20 protein-coding genes are annotated in these 23,131 nt (G+C 44.7%); 5 read left to right on the forward strand and 15 right to left on the reverse strand.

What is annotated here, in order from left to right:
* Window positions 1-92: 92 nt before the first annotated feature.
* The 6 genes from AC566Q_RS24575 to AC566Q_RS24600 form a co-directional block, all read right to left on the reverse strand.
* Window positions 93-1,832: an ATP-binding protein gene (locus AC566Q_RS24575; protein ID WP_499612166.1), complete on the reverse strand. Its 1,740-nt coding sequence runs from the start codon at window positions 1,830-1,832 to the stop codon at window positions 93-95.
* A 1-nt stretch (window position 1,833) separates the two neighbouring features.
* Complete coding sequence (locus AC566Q_RS24580) at window positions 1,834-2,919, reverse strand: SIR2 family protein (protein WP_499612168.1); 1,086 nt, start codon at window positions 2,917-2,919, stop codon at window positions 1,834-1,836.
* 11 nt (window positions 2,920-2,930) lie between these two features.
* Window positions 2,931-4,013 (reverse strand): restriction endonuclease subunit S, encoded by a 1,083-nt coding sequence (locus AC566Q_RS24585; protein WP_499612170.1) that lies wholly within the window; start codon window positions 4,011-4,013, stop codon window positions 2,931-2,933.
* The gene (locus tag AC566Q_RS24590; RefSeq protein ID WP_499612171.1) at window positions 4,003-5,547 is read right to left on the reverse strand and encodes a type I restriction-modification system subunit M; all 1,545 of its coding nucleotides are present in this window, start codon (window positions 5,545-5,547) and stop codon (window positions 4,003-4,005) included. The genes AC566Q_RS24585 and AC566Q_RS24590 overlap by 11 nt, the downstream gene beginning before the upstream one ends.
* A 73-nt stretch (window positions 5,548-5,620) precedes the next feature.
* Window positions 5,621-6,223: a restriction endonuclease subunit S gene (locus AC566Q_RS24595; protein ID WP_499612173.1), complete on the reverse strand. Its 603-nt coding sequence runs from the start codon at window positions 6,221-6,223 to the stop codon at window positions 5,621-5,623.
* Window positions 6,224-6,561: 338 nt separating this feature from the next.
* On the reverse strand, window positions 6,562-7,143 hold the full coding sequence (locus tag AC566Q_RS24600) for a hypothetical protein (RefSeq protein ID WP_499612175.1): 582 nt from the start codon (window positions 7,141-7,143) through the stop codon (window positions 6,562-6,564).
* 107 nt (window positions 7,144-7,250) lie between these two features.
* On the opposite strand from AC566Q_RS24600, the gene AC566Q_RS24605 reads away from it, so the two are divergent.
* Complete coding sequence (locus AC566Q_RS24605) at window positions 7,251-8,885, forward strand: IS1634 family transposase (RefSeq protein ID WP_499612177.1); 1,635 nt, start codon at window positions 7,251-7,253, stop codon at window positions 8,883-8,885.
* Between the two features lie 369 nt (window positions 8,886-9,254).
* Here AC566Q_RS24605 and AC566Q_RS24610 read toward each other — a convergent pair whose 3' ends face one another.
* The 9 genes from AC566Q_RS24610 to dnaA all read right to left on the reverse strand — a co-directional run bounded on the left by AC566Q_RS24610 (window position 9,255) and on the right by dnaA (window position 20,139).
* On the reverse strand, window positions 9,255-10,583 hold the full coding sequence (locus tag AC566Q_RS24610; RefSeq protein ID WP_499612139.1) for an IS4 family transposase: 1,329 nt from the start codon (window positions 10,581-10,583) through the stop codon (window positions 9,255-9,257).
* 404 nt (window positions 10,584-10,987) lie between these two features.
* Window positions 10,988-11,377 carry a GFA family protein gene (locus AC566Q_RS24615; protein WP_499612179.1) on the reverse strand — a complete coding sequence of 130 codons (390 nt, stop codon included), beginning with the start codon at window positions 11,375-11,377 and terminating at the stop codon, window positions 10,988-10,990.
* Window positions 11,378-11,416: 39 nt separating this feature from the next.
* Window positions 11,417-12,052: an alpha/beta fold hydrolase gene (locus AC566Q_RS24620; RefSeq protein WP_499617614.1), complete on the reverse strand. Its 636-nt coding sequence runs from the start codon at window positions 12,050-12,052 to the stop codon at window positions 11,417-11,419.
* Window positions 12,053-12,276: 224 nt separating this feature from the next.
* Entirely contained in the window at window positions 12,277-12,657 is a 381-nt protein-coding gene (locus AC566Q_RS24625) for a DUF6768 family protein (RefSeq protein WP_499612180.1), read from the reverse strand.
* Window positions 12,658-12,662: 5 nt separating this feature from the next.
* A complete protein-coding gene (locus AC566Q_RS24630) occupies window positions 12,663-13,133 on the reverse strand; it encodes an RNA polymerase sigma factor (protein ID WP_499617616.1) in 471 nt (156 codons plus the stop codon).
* A 708-nt stretch (window positions 13,134-13,841) separates the two neighbouring features.
* Complete coding sequence (gene gyrB / locus AC566Q_RS24635) at window positions 13,842-16,265, reverse strand: DNA topoisomerase (ATP-hydrolyzing) subunit B (protein ID WP_499612182.1); 2,424 nt, start codon at window positions 16,263-16,265, stop codon at window positions 13,842-13,844.
* A 6-nt stretch (window positions 16,266-16,271) separates the two neighbouring features.
* Window positions 16,272-17,363, reverse strand: coding sequence for a DNA replication/repair protein RecF (gene recF, locus AC566Q_RS24640; RefSeq protein WP_499612184.1), 1,092 nt, complete (start codon window positions 17,361-17,363; stop codon window positions 16,272-16,274).
* Between the two features lie 114 nt (window positions 17,364-17,477).
* The gene (gene dnaN, locus AC566Q_RS24645) at window positions 17,478-18,581 is read right to left on the reverse strand and encodes a DNA polymerase III subunit beta (RefSeq protein ID WP_499612186.1); all 1,104 of its coding nucleotides are present in this window, start codon (window positions 18,579-18,581) and stop codon (window positions 17,478-17,480) included.
* Between the two features lie 31 nt (window positions 18,582-18,612).
* Window positions 18,613-20,139 (reverse strand): chromosomal replication initiator protein DnaA, encoded by a 1,527-nt coding sequence (dnaA, locus tag AC566Q_RS24650; RefSeq protein WP_499612188.1) that lies wholly within the window; start codon window positions 20,137-20,139, stop codon window positions 18,613-18,615.
* Between the two features lie 570 nt (window positions 20,140-20,709).
* Here dnaA and rpmH point away from each other — a divergent pair.
* From rpmH to yidC, 4 genes are read left to right on the forward strand one after another with little or no spacing between them, the layout of a single operon-like run.
* The gene (gene rpmH, locus AC566Q_RS24655; protein WP_014290886.1) at window positions 20,710-20,844 is read left to right on the forward strand and encodes a 50S ribosomal protein L34; all 135 of its coding nucleotides are present in this window, start codon (window positions 20,710-20,712) and stop codon (window positions 20,842-20,844) included.
* Window positions 20,845-20,859: 15 nt separating this feature from the next.
* Window positions 20,860-21,219, forward strand: a complete 360-nt coding sequence (rnpA, locus tag AC566Q_RS24660; protein ID WP_499612190.1) for a ribonuclease P protein component — start codon at window positions 20,860-20,862, stop codon at window positions 21,217-21,219.
* Window positions 21,183-21,455 (forward strand): membrane protein insertion efficiency factor YidD, encoded by a 273-nt coding sequence (gene yidD / locus AC566Q_RS24665; RefSeq protein ID WP_170308518.1) that lies wholly within the window; start codon window positions 21,183-21,185, stop codon window positions 21,453-21,455. The genes rnpA and yidD overlap by 37 nt, the downstream gene beginning before the upstream one ends.
* 11 nt (window positions 21,456-21,466) lie before the next feature.
* Window positions 21,467-23,131 carry a membrane protein insertase YidC gene (gene yidC, locus AC566Q_RS24670; RefSeq protein WP_499612192.1) on the forward strand — a complete coding sequence of 555 codons (1,665 nt, stop codon included), beginning with the start codon at window positions 21,467-21,469 and terminating at the stop codon, window positions 23,129-23,131.

Consider the following 23,131-nt stretch of genomic DNA (forward strand, 5'->3'; position numbering starts at 1 on the left):
AACTTGGCACTGTATTCTTCCTGAAATTTGGGTGTGTATTGTGTCATTCGTTATCTCTCTTCAACCCCTGATAACCGAGGTGCAGTTTCGGGTTATGGCTTTGTTCTGTTTTGTCTGCGCATGTTTTCTACAGCCAACGCAAAATCGGCATTGGTAACGTCTTCTTGCCAACGAGACCAGAAATCTATTGTAGCGCTCAATGGTTTTTCAGCAGGAGGATCAATTTTTATTCTACTCGGCAGCAGTACCGAGTCGCCTACCACCATTGCTTCCCCAACATCCATGATGGGTAATGCTTCTAAGAGGCTTTCTAGGCTTTCTGGAAGTAATTTTCGAACAGTTGCTTGGTCATCCGCGTTTGTCAAACGCAATGAAATGATGTTGTTACACTGGCTTAGAATGGTGGCACTTACATCAGAAGGTCGTTGGCTCACAATCATGAGTGCAACGCCGTATTTTCGACCTTCCTTAGCTATCTTCTCAAATGCTTCAACCGCTCTGCGCTCAACTGGGTTGCCTTCTTTTCTTGGCAGATACAGATGAGCCTCATCACAGACAAAAGCAACTGGTCTGCGACTATTCGGTTCAGTCCAGAACTGAACTTGATAGATAATACGAGCAACCAGGCCAATGATGACTGGCAGTATGTCAGCGGGAACCTCTGAGAAGTCGATTACTTTAATACTTTGTTTTTGATTGCCAAAGCCCATTAGTTTTTCAGCAATCATACTCAACGAATCGAATTGGTTATATTTGTCTGGGCTGTTGAACAGGAAGCCATAACGTCGGTCGTTTAAGCGACTGGCCATACGAACCAATAGCCTAGAGAATTCGCCGTTAAAAGGACCGTTTTTTAGGCCTTTTGCTCCCTGAACCTTTTCTTCATTCAGATATTGAAGCTTCCCAATAACTTCATTTAGGGAATATGGAATTGGACTGTCTAGAGTAAAAGACTGCAATAGATCCGCTCGACTATTCGCTTGTAGGAATGCTTTCTTTTGCTCTGTTATGGCATCTTGCACAACCACAACTTGGTTATGTGCGCTGAACTCGCTGCGATCAACAAATAATGATTGAATCTCTTCGGAATTGAGCAGCCAATACGGCAGGAAGAGCAATGAGTCATCATCTACGTCAACCTCATCCGGCCCTGGAACTCTCAGTTGCTTAGCATAAGAAAGCTCCTTGTACTCACCATGCAGGTCGAATACAACAAGGTTTGAAGAAGGTAGCTGCGAGCTTCTTTCCAAAATAGAGGCAACCGTCCATGATTTACCAGAGCCGGTACTGCCAAGCAAAGCGGCATGCCGCTGGAAAAGCTTATTGCCATCGACATAAGCGCGTGCGTTTTCATTAAGCTTATAAGAGCCCAGTTCCAGTGAGTGTTCTCCATCGCCACACTCAGAAATCACACGCATAAATTCTTCTAATTGAGCGTCTTTAAGTACGTAACAGGTTGAGTCGATTTCTGGGACGTGATCAAGTGATCGTGAAAACTTATATTTTTGAGCGACTGCATCCCAGCGGGCTGCGCCCATCAAGGTGATCTTAACTGTATTGACTACGCTATCTTCAAAAGCATCTATCTCGTCAGCATCATCTTCCGCTATTTCCGGTGTAAGTGGCTGGGTGACCACCGCTTTAATGACTTTATCAATCATGCCAATCAGCCAACATTCAGTTGCACCGCTGAGTTGCACGGTTACAAGCTGTCCAACTCTGGCTTTACGTAGATCTTTGTCACTGTTAACCAGAATAGTTACTTTTCGGGTGTCAACTTCACGGATGTTGCCAAGCGTGTAGCTGTCATCATTGAAAGTAAAAAGTGCCATGTTACCCTCCTAAAAATTCGTTGGTAAAAGCGTCAAAACGCCACAATTCCTTGTCATCAATATGTAGCCAGTTTTCAAATTTTGAGTTGTAGATCCTGCTTTTGTCTGAGTCAGCCTGTTTGCAGACGAGCCACATGTTCGGACACTTGCCTAGCCACTCTTCAATTCTTGGGTTCGAATCCCGAGTAATCACCAACGCACGGCATTGGTCTTGTTCAAGCTTTTGCCTAAATGCGTTGTTAACAAGCTGGGAATCGTTAAAGCCAAACCCTAAAAACAGGAAGCTAGTATGGTTTCCGACAGCTGTGTCGTATTCGGCTAACTGTGCTCTGTCCTTGTGTAATCGTTGATATTTGGACGTGCCAGGAGTGATCATGGCCCGTACAACGCCGTCAGGTTTGCTGAATATCCAGCTGTTACATTCAATAAGCTGGGCTTCCCATTCAAATGTATTCAACGAACCGTGCGGCTTGTGTAGTCGGATATGTTTGCATTCAACAATTCTTAATGGCGGCCTTGTCTTACCAAGACCTTTCTGAATGGATTGAACAGACTTTTTTGCCTCAGCCCAGTCGTAGCGACGAAGGAAACCACCGTGAAACCCTGTAATGTAAGGGATGTTGTGCCGGACAAAAGCGTATTCAGCCAGCAAATCGTAATTTGGTGTGGCGACGTGAAGTCGTTTATCTGCCTGCGGCAAAGCTTCAACCAGCTTTTTCAATAGCGAGCCAGCGGGCCAATCGCATAAGCCAGACATGATTGAATGAGCGTGGGTATTATCGTGGTGCGCAACAAAGCTGGCAGTAAGTTCGACTATTCGATTGGTCAGCGCCTCATCTTTGATGAAGTCCATTGCAGATTCAAAATCATGACTACCGACATCAAGAGCAGAGACCACTTGCTGCCATTGCTGTGCTTGTGCTTCGGTCATTCCATAAGCAAGCTCAGCTCGAAGGTGGCGCTCAAGAGCTGGCATCCCAAAACTCAGATCAAGTGCACATGAAGTTCCTGTGCCAAATAACACAAACGGCTTGTCTGCAAAAAACTCAGCAATCGCTTGATATGCAACGTCCTTTGTTAGCTCCACGTGGTCCCCCCTTAGCTCACCAAAACTCTTCGTTTACCCGTCAATAACTGCTGCATCAGGGCCTTTTTCTCTTGCTTTAAGGCATCGAGCTTTTGTTGCAGAGCGGAGATTTCCTGGTCGGCGGCGCACAGTACGGTGGCGATTTTTTGTTGTTCTGCGAAACAGGGTAAAAGCACCTTGAAATTCTGAAGAAGGCCGAGCTTAATATACGGCATCGCGCCATGCTGCTTTTCTCGTTCTATATCTCGCATCAACCAATAGAGGATATACTGATGAAGAAAAGGGACATCAATCCCATTAAATTCCGAAAGAATATATGTTCTCTGGTAAGCCTCGAATTTGCCGTTGAAATAATGAGTTTTTCCAAGCATCCCATTACCAGCGATCAAAAGCGCTTCGCAATCATAGGAGTAGCTATCACTTCTAGTCGGCTCGCTCGCACAAGTGAAGAAAGGGTAATTCCCTTCTGGATTACCTTCGTTTACGTCCTTCTTGCCGGTTTTTATTGTGCAAAGTGATGCTAATCCTTGGTGTTTCCACTCCCCGCTAAACCTAATCCCATTCTTATTCAGCAGGCGCTTCTTGCCAGAGAGCAGTTGTTGCATCAGGGCTTTTTTCTGCTGCTGGCTGTTGGCGAGCAATTGTTCGGTGTTGGTAATGGCCTTATCCCAAGAGGAGAGAATTTGGGCGATTTTCTTTTGTTCGGGAAGTGGTGGAAAAACACATTTCACACCATGAACATTGTTTCTGTTTAAGGTTGGAACTGATGAAGCCTCGTCAAACCTTTCAAGTCGTAGAAATCTCAGGAAATATTCGATGTACTTAATGTCATTACCTTTAAAATCCTTTACCCACAAGGTCGTATCATGAGGCCAAAAATCTTCGTTGATGAGGTATACCGGACCTACGCTTCCTTTACGACCAGTTACAATTCCAGGACCTCGAACTTTTGATTCGTTATGGAAGTAGGCTAAACCAGAAGACGAATAGACAGGAATATTGCCATCAACTGCTTGTTTTGCAGTCAAGTCGAAGCCTCTTTGAAGTAACAGGAAGTCCTGAACTTGTCCTTCACTCCATCCCTTAGGCACCATAACCCAATTCCTCCAGATACTTGGCCATCTCGGTTTCCAGGTTGGTCAGTTGCGCTTTTAACTGCTCACGCTCTGTTCGCACCGCTATCAGGTCAATTTCTTCCTCTTCTTTAGAGGTATCGACATAGCGCGGGATGTTCAGGTTGTAATCATTCTGTTTGATCTCTTCGATACTGGCGAGGTAGGCGTATTTATCCACGCTTACACCCGTTTTATAGGTAGCGACGATCTTGGCGATATTCTCTTCTGTCAGCAGGTTCTGGTTTTTGCCGGCTTTGAAGTCGCGGCTGGCGTCGATAAACATGACGTTATCGTCGCCCTTATTTTTCTTAAAGAGCAGGATTGCCGCAGGAATGCCCGTGCCGTAAAACAACTTCTCTGGCAGACCAATCACTGCATCGAGCAAGTTTTCGTCAATTAGTTGCCGGCGAATTTTGCCCTCAGACGAGCCACGGAACAACACGCCGTGTGGCACCACCACACCCATTCGGCCTGTTTTTGGCTTCAGACTTTCAATCATGTGCAGGATAAAGGCGTAGTCACCTTTGGTTTTCGGCGGCATACCGCGGCGGAAACGGCTGAATTTGTCGTGTTCGGCTTCGTCATGGCCCCATTTATCCAAGCTGAAAGGTGGGTTTGCGGTCACAATATCAAACAACATTAAGTCGCCGTTTTTGTCGAGCAGCTTGGGGTTACGAATAGTGTCGCCCCATTCAATTTTGTGGTTGTCTTCACCGTGCAGGAACATGTTCATTTTGGCCAGCGACCAGGTAGAACCAATGGCTTCTTGGCCGTACAGCGCGTATTGCTTGCTGCCGTGGTTGGCCACGACCTTGCGTCCACACTTCATAAGTAGCGAGCCAGAGCCACAAGCCGGGTCACAGATGCTGTCGCCCGATTGCGGGTCTAACAACTCGGCGATGAGTTCCGAGATTTCTGGCGGGGTATAAAACTCACCGGCTTTCTGGCCTCCGCTGGCCGCGAAGTTTTTAATCAGGTATTCATAGGCGTTCCCTATCACATCCAAGGTGCCAACACGGCTGGGTTTTAGATTCAACTCGTGCTTAGCGAAGTCTTCCAGCAGGTGACGCAAAATAGTATTTTTTTGCTTTTCTTCACCCAATTTGTCGGTATTAAAGCTGATATCCTGGAACACGCTTTTACCAGCGTCTTTCAGTTTGGTGCCGTTGGCTTCTTCGATGGCGTGCAGCGCCTGGTCAATACGCTCACCATTACCGGGTTCATGACGGCGTTCGTACAGAGCGTAGAAACTGGCCGCCTTATGCAAAACAAAACGCTCGTTTTTCATCATCTCTTCGATGAGTTCAGGCTCGTCCCCGAACTCAGCCTTATAGCCGTCGTAGTGGTCCTGCCATACATCGGAGATGTACTTGAGGAATAACATGGTCAGGATGAAGTCTTTATAGGTATCGGCGCTTATGGTGCCACGAAAGGTATCGCACGCGTTCCACAGCGCTTTATTAATGCTGTCTTGATTAATTTTGTCTTTACCGCTCATAGCCGTATCGTTCATCCATTGCTTCCTTTTATTAGGGGCCAATCAATGGCTGTCCCGGTTCAAGTCTTAAATTCGTTTTTCTGACTATTTAGTGACCATACGCCTGGTACAAGTCGTTGGCGATTGCGCCCATCATGCGCTCACCGTTGGTTACTAGCCTCTGTATCAACCTTTGTTCTTCACCCAACGTGTTCGCCATCGCAATGATTGTTCTCTGCTTAGCAAGTGGCGGAACAACGACAGGGGCATCTTCCAGCACACTGCGGCGAATACTCTTTGTTAAGGTTCCCTCAGCATTTTGGTCAAAATAACGCTGAGTCGGTGCCTGATTCAGTAACCACACCATAAACTCGGGCAGAATATTTTCCTTCTTCAGATTATCTCTTTTTAAACGAACGAGGAAAAAATGCGGCGCAGCAACGGCCTGCTTTCCCGTAGAAGCCAGTAACTGATTTACCTGTACGGCGTAGTTATGGCTGCCACGAGCAGCCACTAAAATATCACCCGTGGTGAGGTAATCGGCTTCGCGCTTCCCACTTAGCTCTGTTTCCAAGCACTTTGACCAGCGAATACCTTCCGTTAACGAGACATCCTTCATCTGAACCGCGACCACGGCAGAACCTGACACTTCAGGGATTCTGCCCCGGAACGGATACCCTGCATTGATGGTTGCGACCTGTTTAAGCTTCACGTAATGGGCTTTTCATTGTCAATGATGCAAAAATAATCTTCTTTTACTGGTTAAATGTCAACCTCGTGCTGTTCTTTAACTTTTGATGCAAATATAGTTGCGGAATGTAAGAACGTTAATTTTTAAGGCGTGGTTGGCACTCTCTGTTTATGGAAATACTATTGTATAAGAGCCATGTAATTCAGCAGTCAAGCATCTACTTTTTAGATTGTGTAAAACGCTCATAAGCGTGAACTTAGAGGCAGCTTGAGACAAGGTACGGACATTCAACATAACACCGTGTCACAGGCCGAGCTCCTGCCTGCGCGCATTTTAGCAGGCGATTGTGATTGGCTCTGTTATACAAGCTGCCCCCACTGAGATTGGTCAATGTAAATCATAGAAGTAGACAATTTAGCATCCCTTGGTATTCCATTGGTGTCAAAGTATGAAAGCCAACACCTTATAGCTTGGAAAATGAACTCCCAAAGGGCTAATACATCTCCATTGACGAATGTAATCTGATAACTAGGGGCCTCATTTTCTAATGAAGCCCTATATTCTTGATCGGTTTTAGCCCGCTCTATGGCTTCAGCAATATTTTGATTAGAGCGAAACTCAAGAGTTTTGCCCACAGACTCGTCGGCTGAATTTACAGTTGGTTTATAGCGAGAAATACCAAAATGTTTGGTTGAGTTTGCAATATCTTTTGCAGCCTGCAAACTTTTTTCTTGATTCCATGCCGTATGAAGCAGATCTTGGATGGACTCTTTTCCTTGATATTTTATACACCAATCTCTGAGGGAGTGGCATGTAACAGAGAAGTTAAAAACGAGATCTGACAGCCTGTCTGGTTCATCTTCAAAGTTGATTGAATTACCATCTCGGATAAGCTTCTTCAATAAATCTCCCGGCTCTTTGATTGAATTAATTAAAGACACTGGCCTCTCCTAGTTTGTATCCGTCATTCCGCACCTAATTAACTGATTTATTTTTCTTGACACCGATCCCCTATTTTGATCTATTACTCATCTTTGGGTGCAGCAAAATGGCAATTTCTACTACCTCCCTATCAGGGTTAACTATCAAACGCATGGACCATCTTGGTTTAGTATCCGGTATGTGTCGGGAGCTTGGTATCGCTAAGATGATTGACGCGGTTATCCCAAAAAACAATGAGCATAAGGTGACTCATGGAGAAGCCTTTGTCGCCATGCTTCTCAATGGTTTGGGTTTTCACAGTCGCACCCTACACATGTTTGCAGATTTTTTCGCTGACAAACCCACTGAACGCCTGATTGGTCCGGGTGTACAGGCCAAGCACCTGAATGATGATGTACTTGGTCGGTGTCTTGATGCCCTCTATGAAGCAGACGTGTCGTCGCTATATCAAGTCATGGCTGAGCGAGTGGTCGACACGCTGGGGTTAGCCAGTAACGCTGTGCACCTGGATATCACCAGTTTTCATGTCGATGGTGAATACGCTGTTGATGAACAAGATAGCGAGACTAAACGCATTGAGCTGGTTAAAGGTTACAGCCGGGACCACCGGCCAGAATTAAACCAGGTGATACTGGAGCTGATTTGTGAAAATCAAGCCGGTATCCCTGTCTATATGCAGGCTTTAAGTGGCAATACGAATGACCAGAAAGCTTTTGCAGAAGTCACCCGTCACCATATTCAGTGTTTAAAGGCCGCACAACAATGCCGATATTTTGTTGCCGATGCGGCGCTTTATACTGAAGAATCTATCACTGCCCTGGCAACACAGAACCAATTGTTTATCTCACGAGTCCCCATGACCATCAAAGACGCCAGGCAGCACGTAAGCAACGTGACGGAAGCCAGTCTCACTGCCATGGGTAACGGTTACCACGGTTGTTGGGTGGATGCAGACTATGCCGGAGTGAAACAGAAATGGTTGATTCTGCGCAGTGAGCAGGCGACTAAACGGGAGCAGCAGACACTGGCCCGCAATTTACTTAAAAGCAGTGAAAAAGAGCACAAGCAATTTATTAAATTGTGTAAGCAACGCTTTGCCTGCCAGACCGATGCCGAGACGGCAATGAAAGTCTTTAGCAAGACGTTAAAAACAACCCGCATCAGTGAGTTTGACTGTATAGCCCACCCCGTGTTCTTAGGTAAAGGTCGCCCCAAAAAAGGACAACAGCCAGCATACTATGAATACCAACTCGATGGGCTGATAGCCACCTGTTTGGATAAAGTTGGAATAGCTCAGGCGCAAACCGGGATGTTTATCCTCGCAACCAATGATTGTAGCGGGGAACTCAGTATGCAGACAGTGTTAGATACCTACAAATCCCAGCAACATGTTGAGCGGGGATTTCGTTTTCTCAAAAGTCCGGAATTTCTGACATCCTCACTGTTTCTAAAGAAACCGGAAAGGATTGAAGCGCTGCTCATGGTGATGACGTGCAGTCTGATGATATACGCCGCCCTTGAACACCGGATCCGAACGTCATTAAAAGAAAGACAACAATACTTCCCTGACATGAAAAAGAAACCGTCCCAGAAGCCAACGGCACGATGGGTATTTCTGTGCTTTAGTGGGATCCACGAAGTCAGCATTGGTGACTCTCCCCCCGTAATCACAGACAAACAGGAGCGCCAGCAGGTGATCATTGATGTACTTGGCACATTATACCAAGAGATTTATTCCTGAATTTGATGCGGAATGTCGGTTGTATAACAACTCATTGCTGAGACTTGATAGTAACACCAGTGTTCCATTAAAAAACTATACTTTGTGTTTTTATAGGAAGTGTTCAATGTCTGCTATTACGACATTTGAGCCCTTACAGTATGTGGTTTTCGTACTGTATTTCCTTCCAGTCATTATATTCGAACCAACAAGTATGATTTTCTTTTGTTGAACAACATACTTTACGAAAGATTATTTTGTTCAGATTCGACTACACCGTCAGTGATTAGCCAAGTAAATAAGTTAACCGATGTTTAAAGCTGATCAGACTAAATTTACAATTTTCATTATCAGATTAATAAAAAAACCGGCAAATGAGCCTAATGCCAGTCAGTTAAGCTGACTGGCATTTTTCTTTGAGGGGTATTTAGCCGGTCTATTCCTTACCACTCGTGGATAATACCTGTCAGGTCGTTTGTCCGGTAACCTCATCATCCTCAACGATTCCATCAGGTATTCATAGTGAACTGGCAGTTTAGTCACTGTGTCTGGGATAGTGGTCAGGAAGAACACAATGATATGTCTCATGCAGAGTCCGAAGCTAAGTCGAGAGGGAGATAAATCCGGTATGTCTTTTACTGCATCTAGCATCATCATCCTAATCAGGTTGTAGGCGAGCAATAGTCCCCACAGTTCCTGACGCACCATCTCAGGTTTCTTACTACGAAGCGTTAGTTTTGCCTGATGCAGAGTCTGTTTCATTTCCCTGAAGCCCAACTCTATTTCCCAGCGCTGAACATACACATCAACAACGTCTTCATAGGGAAACTGCATCGCATCAACCATTGAACTAAGCACCCGATAGGTCTTTCCGTCGATTTCGTAGCTGGTCAGTCTCGCTTCGATGGTTTCCGGTAAACCATCGAACTTCTTCCTAGCCTGAGGAGAAGTTTTCAGTGTGACAATAGCATCATCTTCACTTAGTTGATGTTTTACTGTGTATTGTAAATCTTTACGTGCAGGGAGCATCCAGTGCGTGTTGACCCCTTTAGTCATCCACAAGTAGAGTAATCCCAGCGAGTAATAGCCTCTGTCGAACAGGGTCAGAGAGTTATCAGGCACCGAAGGGATAAGCCGTTCAGCGAGGGACATCTCTCCTACATTACGACTATCAAATTCACTGGCCAAAAGAAGGTGGCTGGACGTTTCCATCAGGCTGCACATGCGTACCTGCGGGTACGGATTATCACCCTTGGCATTCCGGTCACAACCAAATGCATTAAGGTTCTCCGTAGTATCCTGAGTACGAAACATCACGCCATCAACCGCCAGTACATTTAAACCACACCACTGCTCAAAAGCGTACTCACCAAATGCCCGCTGTGCCATCAGTTTAAAAGTGTGCCCGACGGCATCTTCCCCCAGTCGTTGGCGCGCTTGTACCACCGCACTAGGCGCAACAAAACGATTTTTACCCGGTAGTGAAACATCGAGTTTATTCGCAATGTCCCAGACAGGGTCGTTACGGAAAAGACTCATACCAACAATGGTAAAAACAACCGAATCCAGAGGTAATCGTCGACGCCTGACGGTCGCTACACCCGATAATTCATAAGCTTGCTGGAGAAGTTCGGGGTCAACGAAAGACATCAGTTTATCGATAGCATTCAAATCTTCTGCATGACCAAATGTATCATCGAGGTGTGTAAGTAAAGACATAAAAAAATCCGATACCAGAGACTGATATCGGATTGTGAACCCGTAGAAAGATCGGTCAACCGATCAGTATAAATTTCTTAACTGATCGGCATTAGGCAAATGAGCCGGCCTTTTTTCCCTATATTCAGGAGTCTCAATGCTGCGCGTGAAAGTAGGGTTAGTTGTTATGCTGAGTATGCAGCACCTACTTCGTTATTTCAATGTTTTGCGACTACAGAGGCTATGTTTATCTCTCTTTCCTTTGTCATGCTTCTCAAAAATGGCGCATCGCAATGAGGCGTCTTTTGCGTATATTATGAGAATTCAAGGAAGTAATGTGAGGCAAATTAGCAAAAATCCGTGTAACTTCTCTTATTATCTAGGGCTCAAATCTATATTTTGCAACTACTTGTTTTCAAGAACAATTAAGTTAAACCGTGTGGAAAATTTTGCATTGTTCCTAGCTCTGTGACCCAACTAAGTTTAGATTCACAATAGATATTTTTTGTTGGTGATGACTTTATTGGTGTATCAAGTGAGCCTAGATATAAGATTTTCAGACCTGTAAACTTGATACTTTGATTATATATTGGAGTTCCACAGTCTTGACAAAAGCTTTTAGTCGCTCTCTTTGAAAGCGGTATCTTTTTCAAGGTACCAGTTTTCAAAACGAAGTCATCATCCGGTACCACAACGTACGTGGAAAAAGCACTACCATTCACTTTGCGACACAATTGGCAGTGGCAATTCACTATTGCTGTTATGCTATCTGAAGAGTGGAAGCGAATGCTTCCGCAATTACAACTTCCTTCCATAAAAAACCTCTTTGCCTTCGGCGTGCTATTGATTTTGCATTACTTTAGATTTATAGTTTGTGTTAATGCAGACATAACAACATCGGGTTCAGAATCAACGATTAAGTGTTCACTTTTTTTTGCGATAACTCTTGAGGTGTTAAATGTCAGAGTAAGTTGCGCTCGCTGATATTTGTCGTGGAGCTCGTTGTATATGGTAATACCTTGTTCAGATATACCCGCTTGTCGAATTCTTTGATATGGTTGGCCACGAGATACTATTTTTACCCTCATACTCTGGGGTAGTACTGCCTCAGCCATCTCAAATTGGCTAGCCCAATAATTATGTCCCAGTGTTGTTTGAAACCAGTCAAGGATACTTTGCATCTTATTCCAGTCGCTGTCTGACATCAGGCTTTTCATTTCAACCAGCCAATTTTCGTGCGCAGCATCAATTAATACTATACCCTTAACTCGCTGTGGATGCTTCGCAGCATAGTAACGAGCAATAAAGCCGCCGAATGAGTAACCAACCAGAACAATTTCCTGACTGTCAGATTGGCTTTTTATCAGCGCGTCTAATTCTTCAGCGTAGTCTTTCACTGTCTGATCTAAACCATCAGGTACTGGGTCGCTTCGTCCAAAGCCAAGACGCTCACAAAAACATACTTTATTCGATTTTGCTATTTCGTTAATATTCTATGAAATGCATCGCGAGCGCTTATGCCAGAAGGTGCTTCTAAAAACACGTTAGGCGCTCCTTTACCTGCACATTCAAATTCAAGTTGATAGTTTGTAATGCGAATATGCCCGCTCTTCGAGGTAGACAATGAATCATCTGCGTTTACACCCATCGAAATTGCAAGGAGCAAGAAATACAAAGTCGACGATACTTTTTTTTGCTTCGTCTATTATGGACATTATTCACAATTGGTTTCACCATTCAGAAGCCTTTGTCCAAGTCGCAGCTCCATTAACCTAATTTCCTTGGCAATATAGTTTTTATTGTTTTGTGAAAATATCCACAGCTTAGTAGCCACTTGTGCATTAAAACTTAAAATCAGACATACGCCCCAAAATAGTCCATCGGCCGGGGCCGATATATAAAAACGATATGCAGCATACATTAACAATGCCGTCAGAATAATCGCCATGACATAGGCTATCCTGACAAGTGAACCTGTCGAAGAACGAAAGCCAAGTTTTAAATAGGACTGGATGTCGTTTTTTTCAGTAATAAGTTCATCAATTTCTTTTGTAGCTTCTAATAGTCTTTGTTTTATCAACTCGTCATTTTTCATCGTTTTCACTCCGGTAACTCAAATAAATTTGCAAGAACTTTACGTGCTTTTGAGAGCCTCGACTTGACTGTGCCTTCTGGTACTGCCAACGTTAGTGCTGTCTCATGAACTGACAAGTCGCACAAGTAATATAGTTCTACAACTGTCCTTTCCTTTTCCTCTAACTGACACAACACTTTGGGTATATCTATCATTTCAACTTGAAAAACATATGCAGCATCTTCAGCGTCTCTATATTCCAGTTTTGTTTGTGCACGTTGCCAGTCAAGCAATTCCCAGCGCAGCGCCCTATATAACCAACTTCTGAATAAAGAGACGTCTTCCAGTTTATGGATGCGTTTCGTGACCTTTACCCAAACGTTTTGAACTAGATCCTCTGCGACCATTGTGTTTCCTGTTCTCCTGATAACGAATCTACGCATAGCTGGATGGAGTTCTCTATACAACTTTGAAAATGCATGGTCACTACCTTCCATTACCTCAAGGACAAGCAACGCTACTGTCTCTTGGTTCAAAATAAGTGGCTCCAAAACGTTATCAAGTTACCTAAATTCTCAATCATGAAACCATAAAGAAGGCCTAAACTCTTAAAAAAAAGCATGTTGAATACAAAGATTAAAATGAATTCCCAACAATTTGAGAAAATGGCAGCAAGCATATCGATGTGGGCGACCAACAATGTTCCACCGAAAACACTTAAGATGCTGAAATAAAAGAGTTTTATCCATTACTCATTCATACTAGAACCTACTGTTAATCGTCATATAGTTTAAAGACGAACCAGTAACGAATGCGGTTCATGAAAAAATGAAAATACTTACAATATGGCGCAATCTTATGTCCTCCTGTGACGAACAAACGCTTCGGCTTGTTATATCTTTCTGCTTCCGGCTTAGCCTTTCTAAAGTACCAATATAATTTTGACTTGCACAAATTTAATCTTTGGAATTTTTGCCGTCACAGGGAAATGAAAAGATACGAGTTATCCTTCTTTTAGCCGATAATTTATGTACGTTTTAGGTTTTCGATAAGATTTAAACTTGTAATTACTATTCTGTTTTTGAACTTGAATTAAAAAAAGGCGCATCGCAATGAGGCGCCTTTTGCATTAATTATGAGAACTCATGGAAACAATGTGAGACAAATTGGGAACAATTATGAGATCCCACACGGGTAACAGTAACCTATACGTCGAGGTTTTCCACGTTCAATGCGTTGGCTTCAATGAAGGCACGTCTAGGTTCAACCTGGTCGCCCATTAGCGTTGTGAACAACTGGTCACAGGCAATGGCATCTTCGATGGTGACCTGTAGCATACGACGGCTTTCCGGATCCATAGTGGTTTCCCAAAGCTGTTCAGGGTTCATCTCACCCAGTCCTTTATAGCGCTGGATATACTGACCACGCTTCGCTTCACCCATTAGCCATTCCAGTGCGTCTACAAAGTAGGTTACCGGCTCTTTACGCTCATTACGCTTAACATAGGCTCCCTCTTCCATCATGCCATTAATGGCTTCATTAAGGCCTTTAATGCGCTGATATTCAGCAGACTCGATAAAGTCTCTGCCAAGGTTATACTCGTAGTCGATACCGTGCATACGCATGATAATAGCAATGTAGTATTCGCTACGCTCTGCGTCATGTTTAATTTCGTACTTGTATAACGCACCGTCGGTTTCCTGTGTTTCCAGTGCGCTGGTAAACTCAGAGGCAAATGCGGCTAACGCATCTTTATCAGTCAGGTCGTCGGTAGACAGTGTTTTGGTATAAATAAGTTTGTACCACAGACTCACCGGCATAACCCGATACATGCGCGCAATCATCTTCTCTACGCCCTGATACTGCTGTACCAGGTTTTCCAGTGCTACACCTTTGATAGGCAGCGCATCTTCACTGGTATATAACTCAGCGCCGTCCATTGCGATAGAAGTGAGGTGCTTGGTCAGTGAATCATCGTCTTTCAGATACTGTTCCTGCTTACCCTTTTTCACTTTATACAGTGGTGGCTGGGCAATATACACATAGCCGCGCTCGATAATTTCTGGCATTTGGCGGTAGAAGAACGTCAGCAGCAAGGTACGGATGTGTGAGCCATCCACGTCTGCATCCGTCATGATGATAATGCTGTGATAGCGCAGTTTTTCCGGGTCATATTCGTCACGGCCAATTCCACAACCCAGAGCAGTAATTAAGGTAGCGACTTCCTGAGAAGACAGCATCTTGTCGAAGCGAGCTTTCTCAACGTTAAGGATCTTACCTTTCAATGGCAGGATAGCCTGGTTTTTACGGTTACGACCCTGCTTGGCTGAACCACCTGCAGAGTCACCCTCCACTATATACAGTTCGCTAAGAGCCGGATCTTTTTCCTGACAGTCTGCCAGTTTGCCTGGTAAGCCGGCGAGGTCTAATGCCCCTTTACGACGGGTCATTTCGCGGGCTTTACGCGCTGCCTCACGAGCGCGTGCTGCATCAATAATCTTGCTGGCAATGATTTTACTTTCTGTTGGGTTTTCCAGTAAGTAGTCAGCCAGTTTTTCGTTCATGGCAGACTCAACGGCCGGACGCACTTCAGAAGAAACCAGTTTGTCTTTAGTCTGTGACGAGAATTTTGGATCGGGTACTTTTACGGACACAACCGCTGTTAACCCTTCACGTGCATCATCACCACTGGTAGAGGTTTTGGCTTTTTTGTTGAGGCCTTCCTTTTCCATGTAGTTATTCAGGGTGCGAGTTAGTGCCCCACGGAAACCGGCTAAGTGAGTTCCACCATCACGCTGTGGAATGTTGTTGGTAAAGCAGTAAATATTTTCCTGAAAGCCATCGTTCCATTGCATGGATATTTCAACAGAGATGCCATCTTCCCTTTCGCTGGAGAAGTAAAATACCTTTTGGTGGATAGGTGTTTTGTTACGATTGAGGTATTCAACAAACGCCTGAATACCGCCTTCATAATGGAAGTGGTCTTCTTTACCGTCGCGCTCATCTTTCAGTTTAATTGATACACCTGAGTTCAGGAATGACAGTTCGCGTAAACGTTTGGCCAGAATTTCATAGTGGAATTCAACATCCGAGAAAGTACCAGTACTTGGCCAGAAACGTACTGCAGTACCTGAGCTTTCAGTATCGCCAATTACGGCTAGTGGCTGTTGTGGCACACCGTGCTGGTATTCCTGCTCGTGAGTTTTGCCTCCGCGACGGATTGTCAGCTTGAGTTTGCTGGACAGTGCATTTACTACCGATACACCAACGCCGTGTAAGCCACCTGATACTTTGTAAGAGTTATCATCAAATTTACCGCCTGCGTGAAGTACCGTCATGATAACTTCAGCCGCTGATACGCCCTCTTCCGGGTGCAGTTCAGTAGGAATACCTCGACCATTGTCAGAAACAGAAACAGAGCCATCAGTATGAATTTGCACTTTGATTTCAGAACAGTGTCCAGCTAACGCTTCGTCAATGGAGTTATCTACAACCTCAAATACCATGTGATGTAAGCCTGTTCCATCATCGGTATCACCTATGTACATGCCGGGACGCTTCCGTACTGCGTCCAACCCTTTCAGAACTTTAATACTGGAAGAATCGTAATTATGCTGTTCTTCTGACATTCAGTTTTACTCCTCGTTCACGTTGCAATGTTCCACGTGAAACAATTTTTTGTCTTTATATTTATTCACAAATTCAAGTTGTTCTTGTTCTATGGCAGTAACAAAAACCTGGGTCTGAGTTTCTAATAACCCATCGATGAACCGTTCTCTTTTTTCTGCATCCAGTTCGGCACCAATATCATCGAGCAAAAAGATACTGTGCCTGCTGGTTTCCAGCGTAAATAGCTTTGTCTGAGCTAACTGTAATGCAGCAACTGCCATTCTTAACTGTCCGCGTGATAGCACTTCCTGGGCCTGGGTCTTGTTTACCCTAAAGCGTAAATCCGCTTTATGAGGACCAACGGAGGTGTATCCCACCTTTCTATCGTAAGGCAGCTTTTTATTTAAAGCCTGCGATAAATCGCTATCTTTTTCCCAGCCCCTATAATACGAAATTTCGACGGAAAACTCAGGTAGAAATTGCGTGCATGTGCTTTCGAATACAGGAATCAATCTATTGACGTATTCGCCACGTAATGCATCTATACGCTCCCCTAGCACGATAATCTGCTGATCCCAATATCCCGTATCATTTTGGGCGGATTGTCCATTATAGTCCTTTAACAGCGCATTGCGATGCTTAAGTACCTTTCCATAGTTTTTTATCAGTTCTGAATAGGATTGTTCCACGTGGAACAATCCCCAATCGCAGAATCGTCTTCTTTCTGAAGGTGACCCGATTACCAAATCGGTACTTTGAGGGGTAAACAATTGGATAGGCAGCAGACTCACCAAATCACTAAGACGCTTAAAATGCTCGCCATTAACGCTACACTTAAACTGTTCTGCATTGCCCCGAGACAAACCAATCTTGAATTGTTTACCGTCGTCATTCTGGCAGCTGGCGAAAATAGTGAATGCATCTTTATCATGTTTGATAACCGATTGGTGTTTGGAAGTTCTGAATGAACGGCCGTATCCCAGGTAATGAAGCGCTTCGAGAAGCGAGGATTTACCACTACCGTTTCTACCTGTAATGATATTCAGTGATGGAGACGGACTGAATTGCACAGACTCGAAGTTTCTAAACTTTGTGAGCTGCACCTTATCCAAAATCATAAAACAATACTTATGCTCTGAGTGAAGTAAAAACCGGGGATTAAATACAACAAAGCCGAATATCGAGATTCGGCAATGTATTCAAAGATTACAAAAATGACGGGCCCACTGCACCTACAGGCGCATGGGCATAATAACGTAAAGCGCGGCACCATCATCGGCGTCTTCAATAAGCGCACTGGAATTGGCATCCATCAGATTAATCTTAACGTTATTTGAGTTAATAGAATTCAGTACATCAATTAAGTAAGCAACGTTAAACCCTATCTCAAGGGAATCGCCCTGATAATCGATATCTACGATTTCCTCGGCTTCTTCCTGCTCCGGGTTATTAGCCGTAATCTTTAATTCACCGGAAGAGATGTTTAAACGAACACCGCGGAACTTCTCATTCGATAAAATAGCAGCACGAGAGAACGCATCTTTTAATACGTCCTTACTAGCCAGAATAATCTTGTCACCATCCTTAGGTAGTACACGACGATAATCAGGGAAGCGACCATCAACCAACTTACTGGTAAAGATGAACTCAGTAGAAAACATGCGAATATGATTCGCGCCAATCTGAATTTTTAACAACTTGTCATCGTCTTCAATCAGGCGGGAAATTTCCAGCACGCCTTTACGCGGAATAATAACCTGACGAGCTGGCAAGGTAGCCGCCGTGTAATCAAGTCGACAAAGTGCTAAACGGTGACCATCGGTAGCAACAGTTCTTACCAGGTTTTCTTCAGTTTCAAGGGACATCCCATTGAGGTAGTAACGTACGTCCTGCTGTGCCATGGAAAAATGAACACTGTCGATTAAGCGTTTTAGATTTGCACCAGATACTTCAAACTCAACCTCTCCTTCCCAGTCTTCGAGATTCGGGTAATCGCTGGCTGACAACGTTGATAGTGTATAACGACCGCGACCAGCACGTATAACGGCTTTATTGCCATCGAGTGAAAAGTTGATTTCTGTACCATCAGACAAACCACGACAAATATCAAAAAGCTTTTTGGCAGGTACGGTGATCTCACCTTCGGCAAAGTCCCCTTTCAGTTGTGTACTGGAAATTAACTCCACCTCTAAATCTGTACCCGTTAACCAAAGTGCGCCTTCACTAACTTTTATTAAAACGTTAGATAGAATCGGCAGAGTGTGGCGTCTCTCTACTGCCCCGGATACTAGTTGTAATGGTTGTAAAAAGTTTTCCCGGCTGATGGTAAAGTTCATCGAATTCTTTTCTCACCTGTGTTGGTTTCTGTTAAGAAGACAGTGTTCTTATCAAGTTCTTATAGTCTTCTTTTATATCATGACTTTCTTCTTTTAGCTGCTCTATTTTACGGCAGGCATGCAACACCGTAGTGTGGTCTCTGCCACCAAACAGATTACCCAACTCGGGCAAGCTATGATTCGTCAATTCCTTTGATAACGCCATGGCGACTTGTCTTGGCCTGGCAACACTGCGGCTGCGACGTTTTGACAGAATATCAGATACTTTTATTTTATAATAATCCGCGACCGTTTTTTGAATATTATCCACCGTCACCAGCTTTTCCTGTAACGCGAGTAAGTCTCTCAATGCCTCGCGCACAAAATCTATGGTGATTGGTCTGCCAGTAAAGTTTGCGTTGGCAATAACGCGGTTTAATGCGCCTTCTAATTCCCGAACATTTGAGCGCAGCCGCTTGGCAATAAAGAAAGCAACCTCGTTAGGCAGCTGGATATTATTCTCAGCCGCTTTACGCATCAGAATTGCCACCCGGGTTTCAAGTTCCGGTGGTTCGATTGCTATGGTTAATCCCCAGCCAAACCGCGACTTAAGCCGGTCTTCTACCCCGTCAATCTCCTTGGGATAACGGTCGGAGGTTAGAATGATTTGCTGATTACCTTCCAACAACGCATTAAACGTATGGAAAAACTCTTCCTGGGAACGTTCTTTATTAGCAAAGAACTGAATGTCATCGATAAGTAACGCATCCACCGAACGATAGAAACGCTTAAAGTCTTCGATGGCATTATTCTGCAGCGCTTTAACCATATCCTGCACAAAACGTTCAGAATGCATATAAATGATTTTTGCATCCTGCTTAGTATTGAGGATGCCGTTACCTACTGCATGAAGTAAGTGAGTTTTACCCAAACCGGTGCCGCCATATATAAACAACGGATTATAAGAACCACCTGGATTATTAGCTACCTGGCTCGCCGCTGCCCTGGCCAACTGGTTAGACTTACCCTCAACAAAGTTATCAAACTGATAAGTAGGATTGATATTGCTCTTGTGACTCACTCCTTCCGGAATAGGGATGACCCTATTGACTGTCTGCCCTGCCGGTGATGGAGGATTAACCCTGGCACTTACCGGTGCCGGTGCAGCAGGTGGACTTTGCATCGCTGCGCTGTTGTCATTAGTGAAAGCAGTTGTTTGCTGAGGAGGCTGACTATAATTATTAGCAGATGCAGGAAACGACGATCCCCTTGCAGATCCGCGGATCGGATCGCTGTCGGTAGAAGTTGGCACCGGATTAGACGCAGCCGGAGCAGTACGACGTTGAACTACCTCGAAACGCAGCTGTGGCGCCTGTTGGCCGCCGCTGAACTCAACAAATAACTGATTGATCTTGTCGCGGTATTTCTCGCGAACCCAATCCAGAATAAACCGATTCGGAGCATAAAGCGTTACAGCATCATGATTTTGTTCTGATGTTAGTGGTCTTATCCACATAACAAACTGCTGTGTAGGGAGTTCCTGACGCAAACGCTCCAGGCACTGATTCCATAAAGACATATTATTATTATGCTCCGTTCTGGCGCTAGGCCTTATTTTTATTGTTATTATCGTTATTTAATGTTGTGTATAAATGCTGCGGGTCGCATCGACTAACAAACAGGTGAATTGTGAGTAAACTGATGAAGTCACGCTGATCGATCAACTAGCTTGTGGATTATCTTACTTATTCGATCCAAAGTAAATCCGGATCAGCAAAAAACACCGACGAGAAACATTTAATTTCATGTTTATTAAAGGAAAATCTTTAAAAAATGATCAGATCGCAATATTGTGATCGAGGATCCTGTATAGGCGATCAGTAGCCGATCGTGTGCTTGACAAGACCTTATATTGCTGGATCGCCACTAAAACTGTGGATAAATTGTATTGACAAAAATAATTATTCACAGTCCGCTTGATTTCTATTCGTGATACGGCAACAAAATTAGGATTATTAAGTGGATTAACCGGCTTTTCCATTGACAATGGCCCCGGAGATCTCTAGAATTCAGCGTCCTTTTGTAGCACGCCTATTATTTGGGCAGTTACAATAAGTATGTTTAACCACGTAAAAGTGAGACTTTGGTCATGAAAAGAACGTTTCAACCGAGTAACCTAAAGCGTAAACGCTCTCACGGTTTCCGTGCTCGTATGGCGACTAAAAACGGTCGTAAAGTACTAGCCGCTCGCCGTGCAAAGGGTCGTGCTCGCCTTTCTGCTTAATGGTATTTACCAAAAGTGGGCGAAAACCAGTTTTCCCGGGAGTTAAGGCTTCTTACTCCCTCCCACTTTACCTATGTTTTCGATAAAGCAATTCCTGCAGTATCACCGTGTTTTACGGTTCTAGCCAGACATAATCAATTAACTCATCCCCGTATTGGCATCACCTTAGCCAAAAAACGTATTCGCAAAGCTAATCAGCGCAATCGCATTAAACGCTTAATTCGCGAGAGCTTTCGTCATCGCGCGCAGCAACTCCCCGGAATCGATATTATTGTGGTCGGCAAAACCGGCGCCGATGCATTGTCGAATGAAGAAGTGTTTATCACGTTGGAAAAGTTATGGAAAAAGCTCGAAAAGCGCTGCACTACGGGCTAATCGCGCTGCCGCTGGGACTCATTTACTTTTACCGGTTATTTATTTCACCGGTGCTTGGACAGCGCTGTCGCTTTCATCCAAGCTGCTCAGTTTATGCCTTAAATGCATTTAAATCGCACGGATTGTTAATTGGCGGTTGGTTATCTATCAAACGCATATTAAAATGCCACCCTTTGCACTCTGGCGGATACGATCCGGTACCCGAAAACAAACAAGACAATAAACACTCAAATTAAAAGAGACCAGTATGGAATCGCAACGAAGTATTCTGATTATTGCCATCGCATTTATCAGCTTTTTACTCTGGCAAAAGTGGCATGAGGCCTACGGACCGCAGCCAGTTCAACCAGTAACCCAGGAAGCGGCAGACAGTGTACCGGCCGGTGTACCCTCAGCTTCATCAGTCCCAGCCAGCAATGGCACTGACGAAGATGTCCCTGTTGCAGTGAGTGAAACTTTGCCGCAGGCAACAGCCAGCAACAATACTAAGCAAACGATTTCAGTAGTAACCGATACACTGAATCTGACTATCAGCTTAGTGGGTGGTGACGTTATTCACGCCGACCTGGTTAAGTTTCCGGTTACTCAGGGCTCAGACGAACCTTACAGCTTACTGCGCGCTGGTAACGGATTGTACGTGGCGCAAAGCGGACTGGTAGGTGCAAATGGCCCCGATGGCAGCTCACAGGGCAGACCCTTATATCAGGCACAAGCAGATTCATACGAGCTAAACGGTGACACACTGAGTGTGCCGCTTACCTGGTCGAGCAATGACGGGATCAGCATTACTAAAACCTTCACATTCACCCGTGGACACAACGATGTGGATGTAAGCTATGCGATTACCAATAATTCAGGTCAGACTGCTCAGTTCCAACAATATGCCCAGCTTAAGCAAACCACCGCTGAACAGGAAGGCGGTAACATGTTTATGCCGACCTATCGCGGCGCCGCTTACGGCACAGCCGACGATCGTTACAACAAGTACACGTTCGGCGATATCGAAGACGAGCCACTGCGTATCAGCACCACGGGTGGTTGGGTAAGTATGCTGGAGCACTACTTTATTTCGGCCTGGGTACCGTCTCAAACCGAGACTAATTCGCTTTACAGCCGTCTGGTAGCTAATCAGTACGCGATTGTTGGCTACACCGGCGAACCGACAACAGTAGAAACCGGACAAGCCATTGAGTTAAAGAGCACTCTTTATCTTGGCCCCAAGGATCAGGATAAGCTGGCTACGCTGGCGAAAGGCTTAGATCTGACCGTAGACTACGGTATTCTATGGTGGATTTCACAGCCATTATTTACCCTGCTTAAATTCCTGCATAGCCTGGTGGGCAACTGGGGTGTGGCGATTATTCTTATCACCATTATCGTTAAAGGTGGTATGTACTGGCTGACCAAGAAACAGTACGAGTCCATGGCCAAGATGCGTAATCTGGCACCGAAGATGCAGCAACTGAAAGACCGTTACGGCGATGACCGTCAAAAGATGTCTCAGGCCATGATGGAGCTGTACAAGAAGGAAAAAGTTAACCCTATGGGTGGCTGCTTCCCACTGTTACTGCAAATGCCTATCTTCCTGGCGCTTTACTGGGTACTGCTGGAAAGTGTGGAATTACGCCATGCTGACTTTATTCTGTGGATTACCGATTTGTCGGTAATGGACCCTTACTTTGTTCTGCCGGTATTAACCGGTGCCAGCATGTGGATGCTGCAGAAGCTGCAACCCACTACGATGACCGATCCGATGCAACAAAAGATTATGCAGTGGATGCCGGTTGCCATGAGTGTATTCTTCATCTGGTTCCCGGCCGGTCTGGTACTCTACTGGTTTATCAGTAACGTGATTACCCTTATCCAGGCAAAAATTATTTACGCCTCCATGGAAAAGCGTGGCATTAAGTAA

Source organism: Alteromonas sp. H02 (genome assembly GCF_059682525.1).

What these genes read in the sequence shown, in the direction of transcription:
- gyrB (WP_499612182.1), bottom strand. Translation starts at nt 16,265, where the DNA reads ATGTCAGAAGAACAGCATAATTACGATTCTTCCAGTATTAAAGTTCTG.
- AC566Q_RS24615 (WP_499612179.1), bottom strand. Translation starts at nt 11,377, where the DNA reads ATGGAAGGAAGTTGTAATTGCGGAAGCATTCGCTTCCACTCTTCAGAT.
- AC566Q_RS24610 (WP_499612139.1), bottom strand. Translation starts at nt 10,583, where the DNA reads ATGTCTTTACTTACACACCTCGATGATACATTTGGTCATGCAGAAGAT.
- rpmH (WP_014290886.1), top strand. Translation starts at nt 20,710, where the DNA reads ATGAAAAGAACGTTTCAACCGAGTAACCTAAAGCGTAAACGCTCTCAC.
- yidD (WP_170308518.1), top strand. Translation starts at nt 21,183, where the DNA reads ATGGAAAAAGCTCGAAAAGCGCTGCACTACGGGCTAATCGCGCTGCCG.
- AC566Q_RS24605 (WP_499612177.1), top strand. Translation starts at nt 7,251, where the DNA reads ATGGCAATTTCTACTACCTCCCTATCAGGGTTAACTATCAAACGCATG.
- AC566Q_RS24585 (WP_499612170.1), bottom strand. Translation starts at nt 4,013, where the DNA reads ATGGTGCCTAAGGGATGGAGTGAAGGACAAGTTCAGGACTTCCTGTTA.
- recF (WP_499612184.1), bottom strand. Translation starts at nt 17,363, where the DNA reads ATGATTTTGGATAAGGTGCAGCTCACAAAGTTTAGAAACTTCGAGTCT.
- AC566Q_RS24630 (WP_499617616.1), bottom strand. Translation starts at nt 13,133, where the DNA reads ATGGAAGGTAGTGACCATGCATTTTCAAAGTTGTATAGAGAACTCCAT.
- yidC (WP_499612192.1), top strand. Translation starts at nt 21,467, where the DNA reads ATGGAATCGCAACGAAGTATTCTGATTATTGCCATCGCATTTATCAGC.
- dnaN (WP_499612186.1), bottom strand. Translation starts at nt 18,581, where the DNA reads ATGAACTTTACCATCAGCCGGGAAAACTTTTTACAACCATTACAACTA.
- AC566Q_RS24590 (WP_499612171.1), bottom strand. Translation starts at nt 5,547, where the DNA reads ATGAACGATACGGCTATGAGCGGTAAAGACAAAATTAATCAAGACAGC.
- dnaA (WP_499612188.1), bottom strand. Translation starts at nt 20,139, where the DNA reads ATGTCTTTATGGAATCAGTGCCTGGAGCGTTTGCGTCAGGAACTCCCT.
- AC566Q_RS24625 (WP_499612180.1), bottom strand. Translation starts at nt 12,657, where the DNA reads ATGAAAAATGACGAGTTGATAAAACAAAGACTATTAGAAGCTACAAAA.
- AC566Q_RS24575 (WP_499612166.1), bottom strand. Translation starts at nt 1,832, where the DNA reads ATGGCACTTTTTACTTTCAATGATGACAGCTACACGCTTGGCAACATC.